Annotated in this window: 17 protein-coding genes; 11 read left to right on the forward strand and 6 right to left on the reverse strand. The window is 67.0% G+C overall.

Features of this window, described 5'->3' with window-relative positions; all coding sequences use genetic code 11:
- Positions 1 to 7 precede the first annotated feature (7 nt).
- Positions 8 to 928 carry a polyprenyl synthetase family protein gene (locus tag V3328_RS00150; RefSeq protein WP_340327608.1) on the reverse strand — a complete coding sequence of 307 codons (921 nt, stop codon included), beginning with the start codon at positions 926 to 928 and terminating at the stop codon, positions 8 to 10.
- Between the two features lie 163 nt (positions 929 to 1,091).
- Between V3328_RS00150 and mtgA the strand changes: the two genes are divergently transcribed.
- From mtgA to V3328_RS00175, 5 genes are all read left to right on the forward strand, one after another.
- Positions 1,092 to 1,835, forward strand: a complete 744-nt coding sequence (gene mtgA, locus V3328_RS00155; protein ID WP_340327609.1) for a monofunctional biosynthetic peptidoglycan transglycosylase — start codon at positions 1,092 to 1,094, stop codon at positions 1,833 to 1,835.
- 187 nt (positions 1,836 to 2,022) lie between these two features.
- Entirely contained in the window at positions 2,023 to 2,208 is a 186-nt protein-coding gene (gene rpmF, locus V3328_RS00160) for a 50S ribosomal protein L32 (RefSeq protein WP_340327610.1), read from the forward strand.
- A 171-nt stretch (positions 2,209 to 2,379) separates the two neighbouring features.
- Entirely contained in the window at positions 2,380 to 2,784 is a 405-nt protein-coding gene (locus V3328_RS00165) for a hypothetical protein (protein WP_340327611.1), read from the forward strand.
- 33 nt (positions 2,785 to 2,817) lie between these two features.
- Positions 2,818 to 4,410, forward strand: a complete 1,593-nt coding sequence (locus tag V3328_RS00170) for a gamma-glutamyltransferase family protein (RefSeq protein WP_340327612.1) — start codon at positions 2,818 to 2,820, stop codon at positions 4,408 to 4,410.
- A 276-nt stretch (positions 4,411 to 4,686) separates the two neighbouring features.
- On the forward strand, positions 4,687 to 6,351 hold the full coding sequence (locus V3328_RS00175) for an EAL domain-containing protein (protein WP_340327613.1): 1,665 nt from the start codon (positions 4,687 to 4,689) through the stop codon (positions 6,349 to 6,351).
- A gap of 3 nt (positions 6,352 to 6,354) precedes the next feature.
- Here the strand turns inward: V3328_RS00175 and phaR are convergent, their stop codons facing one another.
- Positions 6,355 to 6,939, reverse strand: a complete 585-nt coding sequence (gene phaR, locus V3328_RS00180; RefSeq protein ID WP_340327614.1) for a polyhydroxyalkanoate synthesis repressor PhaR — start codon at positions 6,937 to 6,939, stop codon at positions 6,355 to 6,357.
- 311 nt (positions 6,940 to 7,250) lie between these two features.
- On the opposite strand from phaR, the gene V3328_RS00185 reads away from it, so the two are divergent.
- The 4 genes from V3328_RS00185 (at position 7,251) to V3328_RS00200 (ending at position 11,055) form a co-directional block, all read left to right on the forward strand.
- The gene (locus V3328_RS00185; protein ID WP_340327615.1) at positions 7,251 to 8,426 is read left to right on the forward strand and encodes an acetyl-CoA C-acetyltransferase; all 1,176 of its coding nucleotides are present in this window, start codon (positions 7,251 to 7,253) and stop codon (positions 8,424 to 8,426) included.
- Between the two features lie 91 nt (positions 8,427 to 8,517).
- Complete coding sequence (phbB, locus tag V3328_RS00190; RefSeq protein ID WP_340327616.1) at positions 8,518 to 9,240, forward strand: beta-ketoacyl-ACP reductase; 723 nt, start codon at positions 8,518 to 8,520, stop codon at positions 9,238 to 9,240.
- Between the two features lie 82 nt (positions 9,241 to 9,322).
- The gene (yddG, locus tag V3328_RS00195; protein WP_340327617.1) at positions 9,323 to 10,246 is read left to right on the forward strand and encodes an aromatic amino acid exporter YddG; all 924 of its coding nucleotides are present in this window, start codon (positions 9,323 to 9,325) and stop codon (positions 10,244 to 10,246) included.
- 143 nt (positions 10,247 to 10,389) lie between these two features.
- Positions 10,390 to 11,055 carry a carbonic anhydrase gene (locus V3328_RS00200; protein ID WP_340327618.1) on the forward strand — a complete coding sequence of 222 codons (666 nt, stop codon included), beginning with the start codon at positions 10,390 to 10,392 and terminating at the stop codon, positions 11,053 to 11,055.
- Here V3328_RS00200 and V3328_RS00205 read toward each other — a convergent pair.
- Positions 11,052 to 11,504 (reverse strand): cupin domain-containing protein, encoded by a 453-nt coding sequence (locus V3328_RS00205; protein ID WP_340327619.1) that lies wholly within the window; start codon positions 11,502 to 11,504, stop codon positions 11,052 to 11,054. The genes V3328_RS00200 and V3328_RS00205 overlap by 4 nt on opposite strands.
- Positions 11,505 to 11,515: 11 nt before the next feature.
- Entirely contained in the window at positions 11,516 to 12,286 is a 771-nt protein-coding gene (gene gloB, locus V3328_RS00210) for a hydroxyacylglutathione hydrolase (protein WP_340327620.1), read from the reverse strand.
- 156 nt (positions 12,287 to 12,442) lie between these two features.
- On the opposite strand from gloB, the gene V3328_RS00215 reads away from it, so the two are divergent.
- Together V3328_RS00215 and V3328_RS00220 are read left to right on the forward strand one after the other, a co-directional pair.
- The gene (locus V3328_RS00215) at positions 12,443 to 13,216 is read left to right on the forward strand and encodes a methyltransferase domain-containing protein (RefSeq protein ID WP_340327621.1); all 774 of its coding nucleotides are present in this window, start codon (positions 12,443 to 12,445) and stop codon (positions 13,214 to 13,216) included.
- A gap of 122 nt (positions 13,217 to 13,338) precedes the next feature.
- Positions 13,339 to 14,307 (forward strand): DMT family transporter, encoded by a 969-nt coding sequence (locus V3328_RS00220; RefSeq protein ID WP_340327622.1) that lies wholly within the window; start codon positions 13,339 to 13,341, stop codon positions 14,305 to 14,307.
- Between the two features lie 22 nt (positions 14,308 to 14,329).
- Here V3328_RS00220 and lpdA read toward each other — a convergent pair whose 3' ends face one another.
- Both lpdA and V3328_RS00230 read right to left on the reverse strand, forming a co-directional pair.
- On the reverse strand, positions 14,330 to 15,733 hold the full coding sequence (gene lpdA, locus V3328_RS00225) for a dihydrolipoyl dehydrogenase (protein ID WP_340327623.1): 1,404 nt from the start codon (positions 15,731 to 15,733) through the stop codon (positions 14,330 to 14,332).
- A 97-nt stretch (positions 15,734 to 15,830) separates the two neighbouring features.
- Complete coding sequence (locus V3328_RS00230) at positions 15,831 to 16,445, reverse strand: LysE family translocator (protein WP_340327624.1); 615 nt, start codon at positions 16,443 to 16,445, stop codon at positions 15,831 to 15,833.
- Positions 16,446 to 16,456: the final 11 nt, after the last annotated feature.

Raw genomic sequence — 16,456 nt, forward strand, 5'->3', positions numbered from 1 at the left:
TGGCCAGCTACTTCCGCCGCGCCGCGGCGAATCGCGCGGCCGCGCCGAGCAGCGCAGCTCTTTCGCCGTATACCTCCAGTGCCGCATGCGCCTCGGCGACGGCTCCGGCCAACCGATCGCGGGCGGCCTCGATACCGATCACCGCCGGCAGCGTCGCCTTTCCCGCCGCCCGGTCCTTGCCGGCAGCCTTGCCGAGCTCGGAGGCGTCCGCTTCCTCGTCGAGCAGGTCGTCAGCAATCTGGAAGGCGCGGCCGAGCGCGGCGCCGTAGCGGGCCATGCGGTCGCGATCCTCGCTGCCGGCGCGCGCAAGGATCGGCCCGGCGACGGCGGCAAACTGGAACAGGGCTCCGGTCTTCATGTCCTGCAGCGCCGTGACATCCTGCTCCGACAGCCGCAACGGCCGGCCAGACGCCGTGAAGCGGCCCTCGGCTGCGAGATCGCGCATCTGGCCTCCGGCCATGCCCGTGCGTCCGCCCGCGCGCGCGAGCTCGAGTGCGAGCCCGGCGCGCACCTCCCCGTCGCCATGCGTGCGGGGATCGGCGACGATCTCGAAGGCCAGCGTCAGCAGGCTGTCGCCCGCGAGGATCGCGGTCGCCTCGTCGAAGGCGCGGTGGACGGTTGGCTGCCCGCGGCGAAGGTCGTCGTCGTCCATCGCGGGCAGGTCGTCGTGGACGAGGCTGTAGCAGTGCAGAAGTTCGAGTGCGCAGGCGGTCCGCATCGCGGCTTCCTCCGGCACGCCGAACAGGTCGGCCGCGGCGATCACGACGAACGGGCGCAGGCGCTTGCCGCCGCCGAGCACGGCGTGGCACATCGCCTCCTGCAAACGACCGGCTTCGCATTCGCCGGACCCGCTCCGGCCAAGCAGCGCCGCCAGCGCCGGCTCGATCCGCCCGGCCGTCTCCGCCAACTGCAATTCGAATTCCTGCACGACTTTACCCCCGATCGGGACCGCTTGCGGACAGGCGTCACCCCGGTCTTCAGGAACGGTCCTTCTGTCGCGGAGGAATCTGGACGAGGCCGCGCGCCCTGACAACCGCAACGACGTTGCGGCATGCATTGCGACGAAACGGCGCTGACGCTATTGCGTAGCGATGGCACCCAGTACCGCCTCCGGCGGCAAGACATCCGGACAGAAGCAAGGCGACAGGCGCGCGCGAAAACGTTCGCTCGCCGGACGCCTGTTTCGCATCCTCGTCGCCGTGGTGGTCGTGCTGGTCGCACTGCCGGTCGTCCTGGTGCCGCTCTATGCCGTCGTGCCCCCGCCGGTCTCGACGCTCGAACTCTGGCAGAGGGTGACGGGCGTGGCGGTGGAGCGCGACTGGGTTCCGCTGGAGGAGATCGCGCCGAACCTCGCCTACGCGGTGATCATGGGCGAGGACGGTCGGTTCTGCGAGCACGGCGGCGTGGACTGGGGGGCGGTCAAGGAAGTGATTGAAACCGATGCCTCGCGCGGCGCCAGCACCATCACCATGCAGGTCGCCAAGAACCTGTTCCTGTGGCCCTCGCGCAGCTACGTCCGCAAGGCGCTGGAGGTGCCGCTGGCATATTACCAGACGGCGGTGTGGACGAAGCGGCGTACGATCGAGATCTACCTCAATATCGTCGAGTGGGGACCCGGCATCTTCGGCGCCGAGGCCGCCGCACGGTACTGGTTCGATACGTCCGCGGCGAAGCTGACGCTGCAGCAGGCGGCGCGGCTTGCGGCGATCCTGCCCAATCCCCACCTGCGCAATGCGTCCCGGCCAGGTCCGCAGACAAGCCGCTACGCGCAGATCATCGAGGGCCGCACCCGGCAGGCCGGCGCCTATGTCCAGTGCATCCGGTCGGCCGGCTGACTCGATGGGGCTGTGACACCCGGCAACAGCGGGCTTCCGTTCCGACCGAAGTGGCGCTATAAGCCTCCCGAATTCCGCTACACAGCCGCGGTTGCCGAAGGGCGCATTCGCGCCCCGGATCGTCAGTGGAGCGAATGCGTCACCAGACGACCGGCGAAGCGCGGCAGTCAGTTTCAGGAGAAAGACGATGGCAGTACCGAAGAGAAAGACCACGCCGATGAAGCGCGGGCACCGGCGTTCCGCCGATGCGCTGAAGGCTCCGACCTACGTCGAGGACAAGGATTCCGGCGAACTGCGCCGTCCGCACCACATCGACCTGAAGTCGGGCATGTATCGCGGACGCAAGGTGCTGGAGCCCAAGGAGGCCGAGTAGCCTCGGTTGCCCGGGACGCTCCGGAGGGCGTGAACGCCCGCCAAGGATTGTCGTGAAAATGACGGGGTCGGCCTTGTGCCGGCCTCTTTTGCGTTGGGAAGGCTTTGCACGCCGCCGCCGGGGCTGCAAGATCGGCTTCAGGACGGTGCGATTCGAACAGGAGGAATCCGGATGTACGGCGTACCGCTGATGATCTTGCCGCTGATCGGCTACAATGTCCTGGTCTTCCTGTTCGGCGGCGTCGACTGGCAGGGCCCCGTCTTCAGCGCGCAGATGATGTCGGGGTCGACGTTCTCGCTGAGCGCCGGCGACGTGTTCATCCTGGTGTCGCTGCTCATTCTGTTCATCGAGGTGCTCAAGGCGACCTATACCGGCGCGGGGTCGATCGTGGACCACCTGTTGTCGACCCTCGTCTTCGTCGGTTGCGTCGTCGAGTTTCTGATCGTCGCGCAAGCCGCGACATCGACCTTCTTCCTGATGACGGCGATCGCCTTCGTCGACGTCGTGGCCGGCTTCTCGATCACGATTCGCGGTGCCCGGCGCGACTTTACCGTCGGGCCGCAGAACGGCGGCTGAGACTGGACCAACCAACCGGAACGACGCCTCTCCATGATCCGCGACTTCCAGATGCCCGGCCGCTCGGCGGTCTATGCGACCGGCGGCCTTGTCGCCGCCTCCCATCCGCTGGCCGCCTCGGCGGCGCTCGACGTGTTGCGGCACGGCGGCAACGCCGTCGACGCAGCGATCACCGCAGCGGCCGTCCTGCCGGTCGCCGAACCGCAGATGACCTCGCTCGGTGGCGACTGCTTCGCCATCGTCGCCGAACCGGACGGAACCCTGCACGGACTAAACGGCTCGGGCCGGTCGCCGGCCGCGTTGACTCCGGAGCGGGTTGCGGAGGCCGGCCTGGACGAGATGACGGCCGAGCATGGATACTCGGTCACGGTGCCCGGCGCAGTCGATGCGTGGTCCCGGCTGATGGACCGGTTCGGCACGATCGGCCTCGACCGGGCCCTGGCGCCGGCAATCGACCTTGCCGAGCGCGGCGTGCCGGTCGCTCCGCGCGTTGCGCTGGACTGGGCTGGCGAGGTCGACAGGCTGAAGGCCGACGCGGGGGCCCGACGACACTACCTGCGGAAGGACGGCTCGGTGCCCTCGGTCGGCGACGTGATGGCCTATCCCGCCCTCGCCGCGACGATGCGGGCAATCGCCGCGGACGGGCCCTCCGCCTTCTACGGAGGCGCGATCGCCGAGGATCTCGTAGCAGCGATTGCAAGCCACGGCGGCTGCATGACGCCCGATGACCTGACGGCCGTCGAGGCGTCCTGGGTCGACCCGCTGCTGTCGGGCTACCGCGACATCTCGGTGGGAGAATTGCCGCCGAGCGGGCAGGGGATCATCGCGCTGATGATGCTGGCAATCCTGGACCGGTTTCCGCTTTCCGGCCTCGATCCTGCCGGCCCCGAGCGCCTGCACCTGGAGATCGAGGCGGCGCGGCTTGCCTACGCCAGCCGTGACCGTTTCCTGTGCGATCCGGCCAGCGCAGAGTTCCCGGCCGGGATGTTGCTGGAGCCGGCCCATATCGACGCGCTTGCGGCGCGGATAGACCCGCAGCGGCGAATGGCCGATCCCGGCAACATCGATCCGCGCGACGCCACCGACACGGTCTACCTGTGCGTCGTCGACGGCAACGGTATGGCGGTGTCGTTCATCAACTCACTGTTCTACTCGTTCGGTTCGGCGATCGCCGGCACGAAGAGCGGCGTGCTGCTGCAGAATCGCGGAACCGGCTTCGTCACGACGCCGGGCCACCCGAACCGGGTCGGGCCGCGGAAGCGGCCGATGCACACGCTGATTCCGGGCCTCTTGGCGCGGGACGGCCTCCCGACCGCCGTCTTCGGGGTTATGGGCGGCCAGTATCAGGCCTGCGGCCACGCCCACGTGGTCAGCAATCTCGTCGATTTCGGCATGGATCCCCAGGCTGCGATCGATGCGCCGCGCGTCTTCATAGAAGGGCCTCTCACGATGCTGGAGCACGGGATCGCGGAGGCAACGGCGGCGGGACTTGCCGAACGCGGCCATCAGGTCGCGCGACGGCAGATGCCGATCGGCGGCGGCCAGATGATCTATATCGACCGCGACCGCGGCGTATTGATCGGCGGGTCTGATCCGCGCAAGGACGGCTGTGCGATCGGCTATTAGCGACGTCTGCGGCCCCGCTCTGGCGCCCGCATCTTGTCCGGAGTGTCGGGAGATCCGAGCGGTGGCCGGTCGTTAACCACGAACCGGATCCTACGACTATAGTAGCTATAGTACGTTGGCTTTTCTTTAAGGTGAGACACTATAGCATTCGCCAGCTATTCCGCTGCAACGGAGCAGCCGAAGTACCGGGGCTGGAAGGGTATTCTATTGGCCGGATCCGTTCGCGCAGGCGAACCAAGCGAGCCGTGGCGACCTGACGTCACGCGAGTGGCGAGGGTGCTGGACGTACTCGCGGCGGCCGGTGTCGTCGTCTACGACTGGAATATCCTGTCCGACGAATTGAGCTGGGGCGGGGCCGCGGAAGAGATCCTGAAGGTTCCCGCTGAGACCCTTTCGACAGGCGGCGGGTTTGCAGCACAGGTGGACGGGAACGGTCCACCTGGCCGCAGCGAGGTGATCCTGAAGGACGGCTCCTCCGATGACGGGAAAGGGGTCGGGTATCACCTTGAATACCGTCTCGTCGCAGGATCGCCGGACAAGCCCGCGCTCTGGGTCGAAGACTGCGGACGCTGGTACGCGGGACCCGAAGGCCGCCCTGCACGGGCGCACGGGCTGATGCGCGCGATCACGGAGCGCCGGGCCCGCGACGAGCGCCTGATACAGCAAAGCGAGTCCGATGACCTGACCGGCGGTCTGAACCGTGTCCGGCTTATCGAGGAACTCGGAACGGCGATAAAGTCGTCGATCAGATATCGGACCAGCATGGCCTTCGCGGTCGTCGCGGTCGACGAACTCGCCGTGCTCAACAATGCGTACGGATTCGATATCGCCGACGACGTCATCGCCGAAGTTTCGGCGCGTATCGGTGCGGAAATGCGCGCGGGCGATTCGATTGGCCGGCTTGCGGGCAACAGGGTCGGTATCGTCCTGGGCCGTTGCACGGAAGGGGATCTGAGAACCGCTTCGCGCCGCTTCGTACGTACCGTTTCGGCGACCCCGATCGTTACCCGGTCTGGACCGGTCGCGGTCACGATATCGGTGGGTGGCGTCGTCCTGCCACGGCACGGCCGCAACAAGGATGAAGCGCTGACGAACGCCCAGGAGGCTCTCCACATGGCACGCGGGCGCGGCATCGCCGGGATTGCCGTGTATGGACCATCCACGGCGGGCGCGGCCGCGCGGACGGGCAAGGCGGCAAGCACCTCCCGGGTCGTGGCGGCACTCAGGAACGGTCGCACTTCGCTGGCGTTTCAGCCGGTCGTATCGTCCCGCGACAGCGGTATCTGCTTCCACGAGGCGCTGAGCAGGCTCACTCTCGACGACGGCACGCAGCTCACGGCATCGGACTTCATCGGTACGGCGGAGCGGCTGGGCATTGTCCGCCTGGTCGACTTCAGCTCGCTCGATCTCGCAGTCACCGAACTGATCGCCAATCCCGACCTGTCGCTGTCGGTCAACGTTTCGGCCTCCAGCGTCCTGGCAGGCTCGTGGCTGACACGGATCACCAAGCTCCTTCGCGACCGCTCGAGCGTGTGCCGCCGGCTGATCGTCGAGATCACCGAGACAGTGGCGATCCACGACCTCGACAGGGCCATCGCATTCGTGCAGGCGGTGCGCGGGCTCGGCTGCCGCGTCGCCATCGACGACTTCGGCACCGGCCATACCTCCTTCCGGAATCTGCGCGGTCTTGGCGTGGATATCGTCAAGATCGACGGTACCTTCGTCGAGCGCATTTCCGAAAACGAAGACGACCGCTACTTCGTTACGACGCTGGTGTCGCTGGCCCGACGGATCGGTCTGGTGACCGTGGCGGAGCGCGTCGCCAACGAGCAGCAAGCGCAGATCCTCAGGGATCTCGGCGTCGACTACCTTCAGGGGAACCTGTTCGGCGCGCCCATTGCCTCGCCGCGAGGAAGTGCACGCCAGTCGAAGAAGCGGTGACGCTCAGCGCTTGCGCGAGATCCTGTCGAGACGCTCCTGCACGTCGGTAAGTTGCTTCTTGAGCGATTCGAGCTCCGGATCGGCGTCGGCCTGTTTCTGCTCTGGCGCGGCACGGCCGGACGTCTGCTCTCCGGTATCGCCGGCAAACGGCGAGAACATGCGGAAGGCTTTCTCGAACATCTGCATGTTGCGGCGAACCTGGTCCTCCATCGCGCCGATAGCGGTCGCACCGATGGTCTTCGCCATCTGCTCGCGGAACTTCTCCTGGTCGCGGGTCAGGGAACTCATCGAGAAGTCGAGGTAGCTCGGCACCAGGTTCTGCATGCTGTCGCCGTAGAAGCGGATGAGCTGACGCAGGAAGTTGATCGGCAGCAAGTTCGGGCCCCGGTTCTCCTGGTCGAAGATGATCTGGGTCAGGACCGAGCGCGTTATGTCGTCTCCGCTCTTGGCATCGATGACGACGAAATCGTCTTCGGCCTTCACCATCTCCGCGAGATCGTCGAGCGTCACATACGTGCTGGTGCCCGTATTGTAGAGACGCCGGTTCGCATATTTCTTGATTACGGTGGGCTTCTTGTCGCTCGTCATATTGTGCAATGCCGAATGTAACGGCTCCCCCCAGTATCAGCCCTCAGGGACCTGACCTCTTCAACGATAGGGAGTTTTGATCCCTACGGCCACCGTTTTTCGGCGTTGCGGCGGGAGCTGAATTGACTCGCCGCAATGCAATGCAGCAAACAAGGTGCGATGCGGCACTCGGATCGTCGCCAACTCGCCATATATGGCATACAACCGGGTGCACCCGACTCGGGGCCGACAGGGTCGCGTGCCCGCCAGGGGGCCGCGAACGCCCGGAAAATCAACACCGGCGGCTTGCCGGAACAGGAGGTTTTGAACCCATGAGCTCCGAAATCGTCATCGCCAGTGCCGCCCGCACGCCGGTCGGTTCGTTCAACGGCTCGCTGTCCAGCGTGCCGGCTTCCTATCTCGGCACCGTGGCCATCCAGGCGGCGCTGGAGCGCGCCGGCGTGGCGCCCGAGGATGTCGGCGAAGTCATCATGGGCCAGATCCTGACGGCCGCTGCCGGACAGAATCCGGCCCGCCAGGCCTCGATCGGCGCCGGCATTCCCGTCGAGACGCCGGCCTGGGGCATGAACCAGCTGTGCGGCTCCGGCCTGCGGGCGGTCGCGCTGGGCATGCAGCAGATCGCAGACGGCTCGGCCGCCATCGTCGTCGCGGGCGGACAGGAGTCGATGAGCCAGGCGCCGCACGCCGGCCACCTGCGCAACGGCGTTAAGATGGGCGACTACAAGATGATCGACACGATGATCAAGGACGGCCTGTGGGACGCCTTCAACGGCTACCACATGGGCAACACCGCCGAGAACGTCGCCAAGCAGTGGCAGATCACCCGCGACCAGCAGGACAGCTTCGCGGTCGCCTCGCAGAACAAGGCCGAGGCCGCCAGGAAGGCCGGCAGGTTCCAGGACGAGATCGTTCCCGTCACCATCAAGGGCCGCAAGGGCGACACGGTCGTCGACCAGGACGAATACATCCGCGAGGGCGTGACGCTCGACTCGATCTCCGGTCTGCGCCCCGCCTTCGACAAGGAGGGCACTGTCACGGCGGGCAACGCCAGCGGCATAAACGACGGCGCCGCCGCGGTGGTGCTGATGACCGCCGAAGAGGCGAAGAAGCGCGGCATCACGCCGATGGCGCGGATGGTCTCGTGGGCGAGCGTCGGCGTCGATCCGGCTATCATGGGCTCCGGCCCGATCCCGGCCAGCCGCAAGGCGCTCGAGAAAGCCGGCTGGAAGGTCGACGAACTCGATCTCGTCGAGGCCAACGAGGCATTCGCCGCGCAGGCCTGCGCCGTCAACAAGGACCTCGGCTGGAACCCGGAGATCGTCAACGTCAACGGCGGCGCCATCGCCATCGGCCATCCGATCGGCGCCTCCGGCGCCCGCGTCCTCAACACGCTGCTGTTCGAGATGCAGAAGCGCGACGCCAAGAAGGGCCTCGCCACCCTGTGCATCGGCGGCGGCATGGGCATCGCCATGTGCGTCGAGCGGTGATTGGCGGAACCGCAGGCAAGACGGACTTGAACGACAGCGCGCGGGGTTTGGCAGGTCCCGCGCAACGCACTGCACCAGGGAGGGAATCGACGTGGCTCGAGTTGCACTGGTTACCGGGGGAACGCGCGGCATCGGCGCATCGATCAGCAAGTGCCTGAAGGACGCCGGCTACAGCGTCGCGGCGAACTACGCCGGCAACGACGAGGTGGCGGCCAAGTTCAGCGAGGAGACCGGCATCCCGGTCTACAAGTGGGACGTGTCCGACTATGACGCGTGCGCGGAGGGGATCGCCAAAGTCGAGGCCGATCTCGGCCCGGTCGAGGTGCTCGTCAACAACGCCGGCATCACCCGCGACACAATGTTCCACAAGATGACCGTCGAGCAGTGGAAGGCGGTGATCGACACCAATCTCGGGTCGTTGTTCAACATGTGCCGCCCGGTCATCGAAGGCATGCGCGAGCGCGGCTTCGGGCGCATCATCAACATCTCGTCCATCAATGGCCAGAAGGGTCAGAAGGGGCAGACCAACTATTCCGCCGCGAAGGCCGGCGACATCGGCTTCACCAAGGCGCTGGCGCAGGAGAACGCTCGCAAGGGCATCACGGTGAACGCGATATGCCCCGGCTACATCGGGACCGACATGGTGCGCGCGGTGCCGGAGAAGGTGCTGGACAGCATCGTCGCCGGGATTCCCGTCGCCCGACTCGGCGAGCCGGAGGAGATCGGCCGCTGCGTCGTCTTCCTGGCAGCCGACGAGTCCGGCTACATCACCGGCTCGACGCTGACGGCGAACGGCGGCCAGTACATGTGCTGACAGCCCGCGCACCGGACTGCGGTCCGGGCACGGCCAAACAATCCGTTGCGCCGGCGGCGCCGCTGTGGCAAGCGGCGCGGCCATGACCCCACCCCTCCTCACGCCAGCCGGCCGCAGGACGCGGTTGCGCGCCACGCTGATCGGCTTCACGGCCGTCCTGATGTGGGCGCTACTGGCGCTGTTCACAGCCGCCAGCGGCGAGGTGCCACCGTTCCAGCTGGCGGCCATGTGCTTCCTGGTCGGCGGCCTGATCGGGGCGACGCGCTGGGCGGTCGTTCCCACCGCGCGTGCGAGCCTGCGTCAGCCGGCGTCGGTGTGGGCGCTGGGCGTCGGCGGCCTGTTCGGCTACCACTTCTTCTATTTCACGGCGCTCCGGAACGCGCCGGCGGTCGAAGCGGGGCTGATCGCCTACCTGTGGCCGCTGCTGATCGTGCTCTTCTCGGCCCTGCTGCCCGGCGAAAAGCTGAAGCCCCACCACGTCATCGGCGGCCTGCTCGGGCTCGCCGGCGCGGCGCTGATCGTCACCGGCGGCCGCGGCTTCGTGTTCCGGGACGCATACGCGCTCGGTTATGCCGCGGCGTTCGCCTGCGCCGTCATCTGGTCGAGCTACTCGGTGCTGTCGAGGCGGTTCAGCGCCGTGCCGACCGACGTCGTCACCGGGTTCTGCCTGATTACCGCGCTGCTGTCGGCCGTGGCGCACGTGGCGCTGGAGACGACCGTTTGGCCGCAGACCACGACCGAATGGCTGGCGGTTCTGGCGCTCGGCCTGATGCCGGTCGGGGCGGCATTCTACGTCTGGGACTACGGCGTCAAGCACGGCGACATCCAGGTGCTCGGCGCCACCTCCTACGCGGCGCCGCTGCTGTCGACCATCGTGCTGATCCTTGCCGGCTATGCCGAGGCGACCTGGGTGGTCGCCGCCGCCTGCGTGCTGATCACCGGAGGCGCCGCGTTCGCCGCCAGGGACATGCTGAGCCCGCAAAAAAGGATTGACGCGGCTCAGTAACCAAGCGGGAATAAAAAGGGGTCGCGACGGCAGACTTCAAGTAGAGTGATCCCGCAAAGAATAAACCCGAGATCATGAGGCAACAGAACATGTGCGACACTTGCAGCGATCCCTCACACACGGGCTTTTCACGGCGAGGATTCGTGTTTGGGGCTGCAGCGCTCGGCGCCGCGGCGGGACTGGCGTCGATGGGCATGCGACCCGCCTTCGCCCAGCAGAACGCGATCTCGCCTGACGACGCGCTCAAACGGATCATGGACGGGAATGCGCGCTACGTCGCCAACACGCCGAACGCGCAGGACTTCGCCGCCGGCCGGGCCGCACGCGCCCAGGGCCAGCACCCGGTCGCGGGCATCCTGAGCTGCGCGGATTCGCGCGTGGCACCGGAGATCGTGTTCGACGAGGGTCTGGGGGACCTGTTCGTCGTGCGCGTCGCCGGCAACACGGTGAACACCGACGGGCTCGCCAGCATGGAGTTCGGGCACGCCGTCCTCGGCATGCCGCTGATCATGGTGCTCGGCCACACCAGCTGCGGCGCCATCGACGGAGCGATCGGCGTGGTCAGGGACGGCACCGTCCTGCCCGGTCACCTGCCGCAGCTCGTCGAGTCGATCAAGCCGGCCGTGGTCACCGCCAAGGAGAAGAGCCCCGACGACCTGCTGCTCGAAGCCACCAAGCAGAACGTCCTGAACTCGGTGGAGTCGCTGTCGACCGGCAGCCAGATCCTCTCGGACGCCATTGCCGGGGGCAAGCTGAAGATCGTCGGCGCGATGTACGAGCTGTCCTCCGGCAAGGTGACGATGCTCTAGCCGGCCCCCGGCTTCCAGTCCTCCGGCTTCCAGTCCTCCGGGGCGAGTTCGAAACCCTCGAACTCGAACCCCGGGGCGACGGTGCACCCGATCAGCGTCCAGTCGCCGAGGCTTTCGGCCGCCTGCCAGGCGTGCCGCGGCACCACCGCCTGCGGGCAGTCTCCGGCCAGGAGATCATTGCCCAGGCGGCGGGTGGTGGTGCTGCTCGCGTCTTCGCTGATGTACAGCGCCAGAGGGGCGCCGGCGTACCAGTGCCACATCTCGCTGGCGTCGACGCGGTGCCAGTGGCTGAAGTCGCCCCTGCGCAGCAGAAAGTAGATGCCGGTCGAATGGGCCCGGCCGCCGTCCTGCGGCGTGTCACGGTACGTTTCGACGAAGAAGCCGCCCTCCGGGTGAGGCTTCATGCCCAGGATCTCGATGATCCTCTCGGGCGTCAGCGGTGCCGTCATCGCGCGATCCCTCAGAACCGGTCCTTGCGGCCGCGGATCTCCGCGAAGACGTCGGCGGCGGAAGCGTTGGGCATGCCGACTGCCATCTTCACCTCGTCGCGGTCGGCCCGCAGGAAGGGGTTGGACTGGAGTTCCGCGCCGATCGACGAGGGGATCGTCGGCTCGCCGTTCGCCCGCTTGCGGTCGATCTCGCCGGCCCTGGCCTGCAGGTGGATGTTGTCGGGCTCGATCGTCAACGCAAACTTCGCGTTCGCCTGGGTGTATTCATGGCCGCAGTAGAGAAGCGTCTCGCGCGGCAGGCGGCCGAGCTTTTCCAGCGAAGTCCACATCTCCTCCATGGAGCCCTCGAACACCCGCCCGCAGCCGAGCGCGAACAGGGTGTCGCCGGCGAACACGACGCTAGGCTCCGGAAACCACCACGAAATGTGGCCACTGGTGTGGCCGGGCGTGTCGAAGATCTTCGCCTCGAAACGGCCGAACGCGTAGGTGTCGCCTTCTCCCAGCGATTCGTCGATGCCGGGTATCTTGTCGGCCTCGGCGCGCGGGCCGACGACGGTGCAGCCGTATTTGGCCTTCAGCCCGGCAATGCCCTGCGTATGGTCTGCGTGGTGATGGGTGACGAGAATATGGGTCAGCGTCCAGCCGTTCTCCTGGAGCGCCGTCTCGACCGCCTCCTCCTCCGGCGCATCGATCGAGGCGGTCAGGTTCGACTGCGAGTCGTGGATCAGGACGCCGTAATTGTCACTGAGGCAGGGAAACAACCGGATCTCGAGGCCTTGCATGACGATCCTCCTGGCTTTGCGCCCGCGCCGCGACAGACAGAGGGCGAATGGGGGCTTATCGACTGGTTCCAGGTTACCTATCATTCCCGGGTGCCAGCGGCCACCTGCGATGTGGCGGCCGGGCCGTGAGCTGATCAAACCGGAACGGACCGGGCGATGTTCGTCGATGTTGTCGATCTGAGGGGCTTTTACGGCTCAGGCCTCGGCCAGGTGGCCCGGCGTCTTCTGGTGCGCCGGCTGCGCGGCCTGTGGCCGGATCTCTCCGACATGTCGGTCGTCGGTCTGGGCTATGCCGGCCCCTATCTCGGGATATTCCGCGAAGAGGCCGAACGCACGCTCGCCTTCATGCCGGCCGCTCAGGGGGTCGTGAACTGGCCGAGCGATGGGCCATCGGCGGCGACGCTGGTGGGCGAAGCCAATCTGCCGCTCGGCGATGGCACGGTGGATCGCCTGCTTCTGGTGCATTGCCTGGAGATGTCCGAGCAGCCGCGCGAACTGCTGCGCGAGTGCTGGCGGGTACTGGCGCCCGGCGGCCGGCTGGCCGTCATCGTTCCGAACCGGCGCGGCCTGTGGGCACGCTTCGAGCATACGCCGTTCGGCCACGGTCGGCCGTTCAGCCGCTCGCAGCTCGTGCGGCTGCTGCGCGACGCGCTGTTCACCCCGAACGCCTGGGGCGAGGCGCTGTGGGTTCCGCCGTTTCGCGGGCGATTCATGATCCGCTCGGCGGCCGCTTGGGAGCGCGTGGGCACGGTGATCAAGGCGATGCCGCCCGGCATGCTCTTCGTCGAAGCCACCAAGCAGCTCTATTCGGCAATCCCGGCGAAGGAAGCCAGGCGCTCGCGCGTGCTGGTGCCCTCGCTTGCCGGCGAGCCGGTGCCGAGCCGGCGCGTCCAGCGGATGTCGGTCCGCAACGACGCCCGTACCGGATAGGACGGTATGGGAGGTCTGCGTCGGTCGGGCTGGCTCGCTTGCCGGCGGCGTGCTACCGCGCTTGCATGACCTCCACTTCGCCCGGCAGAGATCGGCCCGAGGCTGACAGGAGCGCCGTACCGGTGGCGCCGGCCGCGCCCGAGGTGCCGGTCGTCTTGAAGCAGGACCCGGGATCGGCCGGCGGCCCCGGAAACCTGGCACTCGGCTACACGTTCGCGGTGCTCGGGGCCCTGACGTTCTCCTCCAAGGCGATCTTCATCAAGCTGGCCTACGCCGAGGGCATGGGGGTGGAACCGCTGCTGGCGCTGCGCATGATGCTGGCGCTCCCGGTCTACCTGGCGATCGGCGCGTTGTCGCTGCACGACCGGCGCAGGCGCGGAGAAGGGCTGCCGGCGGCCGGCCTGCTCATCAAGGCCGTCGTGGTCGGCGCGCTCGGCTACTGGGTGGCGATGTATCTCGACTTCGCCGGCCTCAGCCTCATCCCGGCGCAGTTCAACGTGCTGATCCTGATGACATATCCGCTATTCGTGGTGATCTTCGGCGCTCTCATCTTCCGGTTTCCCGTCCAGATCCGCGCCGTCATCGCCTTCGCGGTCGCCTATATCGGCATCGGGGTGATCTTTTCCGGCCGCCTCGGCTCGGCCGACGGCAAGATGATCCTGGGCGCCGCTTTCGTGCTCGCCGCCGCGGTGACCTTCGCGCTCTACATGCTGTTCGCCAAGGAGGTGATCGGCCGGATGGGCGCGCGGCTGTTCACCTGCGTGACGATGGTCGCGGTCTCGATCCTGGCGATCGGGCAGTTCCTGATCGTCGATCCGATCTCGGCACTATCGATCACGCGGGAGGCGTGGATCTACACGATCCTGCTGGCCGTGGTCTCGACGATATTTCCGACGTTCCTGATCAACGCCGCCCTGCAGCAGATCACCGCGCAGGCCAACTCGACCATCGGCATGCTGGCGCCGGTCGCCTCCATCCTGCTCGCCTTCCTCGTCCTGGGCGAGATGCTGAGCGTGCGCGACATGATCGGAGCGGCGCTGGTGATCGGCGGGGTCGGCTGGTTCACCCTGGGCGGCCGGCGCTCCCTGTGAGCGGAAGACCCCGTTTCCCAGATCAGATGTGAATCGAGCGCTTCTCGACTCCCAGCGCGGCCTCGCGGACGGCTTCCGACAGGGTCGGGTGCGCATGGCAGGTGCGGGCGAGATCCTCCGACGAGCCGCCGAACTCGATCAGCACGGTCAGCTCGGCGATCAGTTCGCCGGCGACCGGCCCCACGATATGGGCGCCGAGGACGCGGTCGGTCTTCTTGTCGGCTAGGATCTTCACGAAGCCGTCGGTCTTGTTCATGGCGCGCGCCCGGCCGTTGGCCGAGAACGGGAACTTGCCGACGTTGTACTCGATGCCGGCCTCCTTCAGCTCCTCCTCGGTCCTGCCAACCGAGGCGACTTCCGGGCTGGTGTACACCACCGAGGGGATCGCATCGTAGTTCACGTGACCCGCCTGGCCGGCGATGATTTCGGCGACCGCCATGCCCTCGTCCTCGCCCTTGTGAGCGAGCATCGGACCCTTGACCACGTCGCCGACGGCGTAGATCCCGTCGACATTGGTCTTGTAGCGGGCGTCGATGTTGACGCGGCCGCGCTCGTCGAGCTCGACGCCGGCCTCCTTCAGGCCGAGGGCCTCGGTATAGGCGACCCGGCCGATGGCGACGAGCACCACGTCGGCCTCCAGCTCCTCGGCGTCGCCGCCCTTGGCCGGCTCGACGGAGACCTTCAGCATCTTGCCGGAGGAATCGATCGAGGTGACCTTCGAGCCGAGCTTGAAGTCGAAGCCCTGCTTCTTGAGGATGCGCTGGAACTGCTTTGCGACCTCACCGTCCATGCCGGGCAGGATGCGGTCGAGGTATTCCACGACGGTGACCTGCGAGCCGAGCCGCGCCCAGACCGAGCCGAGCTCGAGGCCGATGACGCCGGCACCGACCACCAGCAGCTTTTCCGGCACCTTGGAGAGATCGAGCGCCCCGGTCGAACTGACGATGCGCTTCTCGTCGATCTCGATGCCCTTGAGGCGGGCAACGTCGGAGCCGGTGGCGATGACGATGTTCTTCGTCTCCAGCGTCTGCGCATCGCCCTCCTCGGGCGTCACCTCGACCTTGCCCGGTGCCACGACCCGCGCGGTGCCCTGGATGCCGTCGATCTTGTTCTTCTTAAACAAGAAGGCGACACCGTCGACGTTCGACTTAACCGTCGAGTCCTTGTGGCCCATCATTGCCTTCAGATCGAGCTTGGGGGCATTCACCTTGACGCCGAGGGCTTCCAGCCCGTGACCGGCCTCCTCGAACATCTCCGAGGCATAGAGCAGGGCCTTGGAGGGAATGCAGCCGATGTTGAGGCAGGTGCCGCCGTAGGTCGCGCGCTTCTCGACGCAGGCGACCTTCATGCCGAGCTGCGCCGCGCGGATCGCGCAGACGTAGCCGGCCGGTCCGGAACCGATGACGACGAGGTCGTAGGATGCCATTTCGCTGCCTCTCAATCTCGATGTGACCCGCGGCGCGGCCTGTTCAAGGTCTGCGCTCCACCGGACGGGTACGATTGCGGTAGGCGCCTGCCTAGCATCACCTGCCGGCGAAGGCGAGCCTCAGTCCGAAACCGGCGAATGCGGCGGCGACCGTGCGGCGCATCCAGGTCATTGCCCTGGCGCTCTTCAGGATCTTCTCGCCGATCAGGGCGGCGAAGGCGCCGTAGCCGACGAAAACCACGAATGTCATCGCCATGAAGACGCCGCCGAGCGTCAGCATCTGGGCGGTCGGCGAGCCGGCGTCGACACTGATGAACTGCGGCAGGAAGGCGAGGAAGAAGACCGAGAGCTTGGGGTTCAACACGTTGATCAGGCAGCCGGTGCGCGCGATGGCAAGGTAGCTGCGCGGTACCGCCGGCCTGTCGCCGATCTTCAGCGGGCCGCTTTCGCGCAACGTCTGCCAGGCGAGATAGAGCAGATAGGCGACGCCGGCGAACTTCAGCGCCTGGAACAGCAGCGCGCTGGTGTGCAGGATCGCCGACAGGCCGAGGACGGAGGCCAGCACCGCCGGCACGATGCCGAGCGTGCAGCCGAACGCCGCAGCGATGCTCTCCCTGCGGCCCGCGGTCAGTCCGGTCGCCACCGTGTAGACGACGCCGGTGCCGGGGATCAGCACGACGATCAGCGCGGTGACGAGGAATTCGGGAGACACTGTCGCGCTCC

The organism is Microbaculum marinum (assembly GCF_037855135.1).
Lineage (GTDB): Bacteria > Pseudomonadota > Alphaproteobacteria > Rhizobiales > Tepidamorphaceae > Microbaculum > Microbaculum marinum.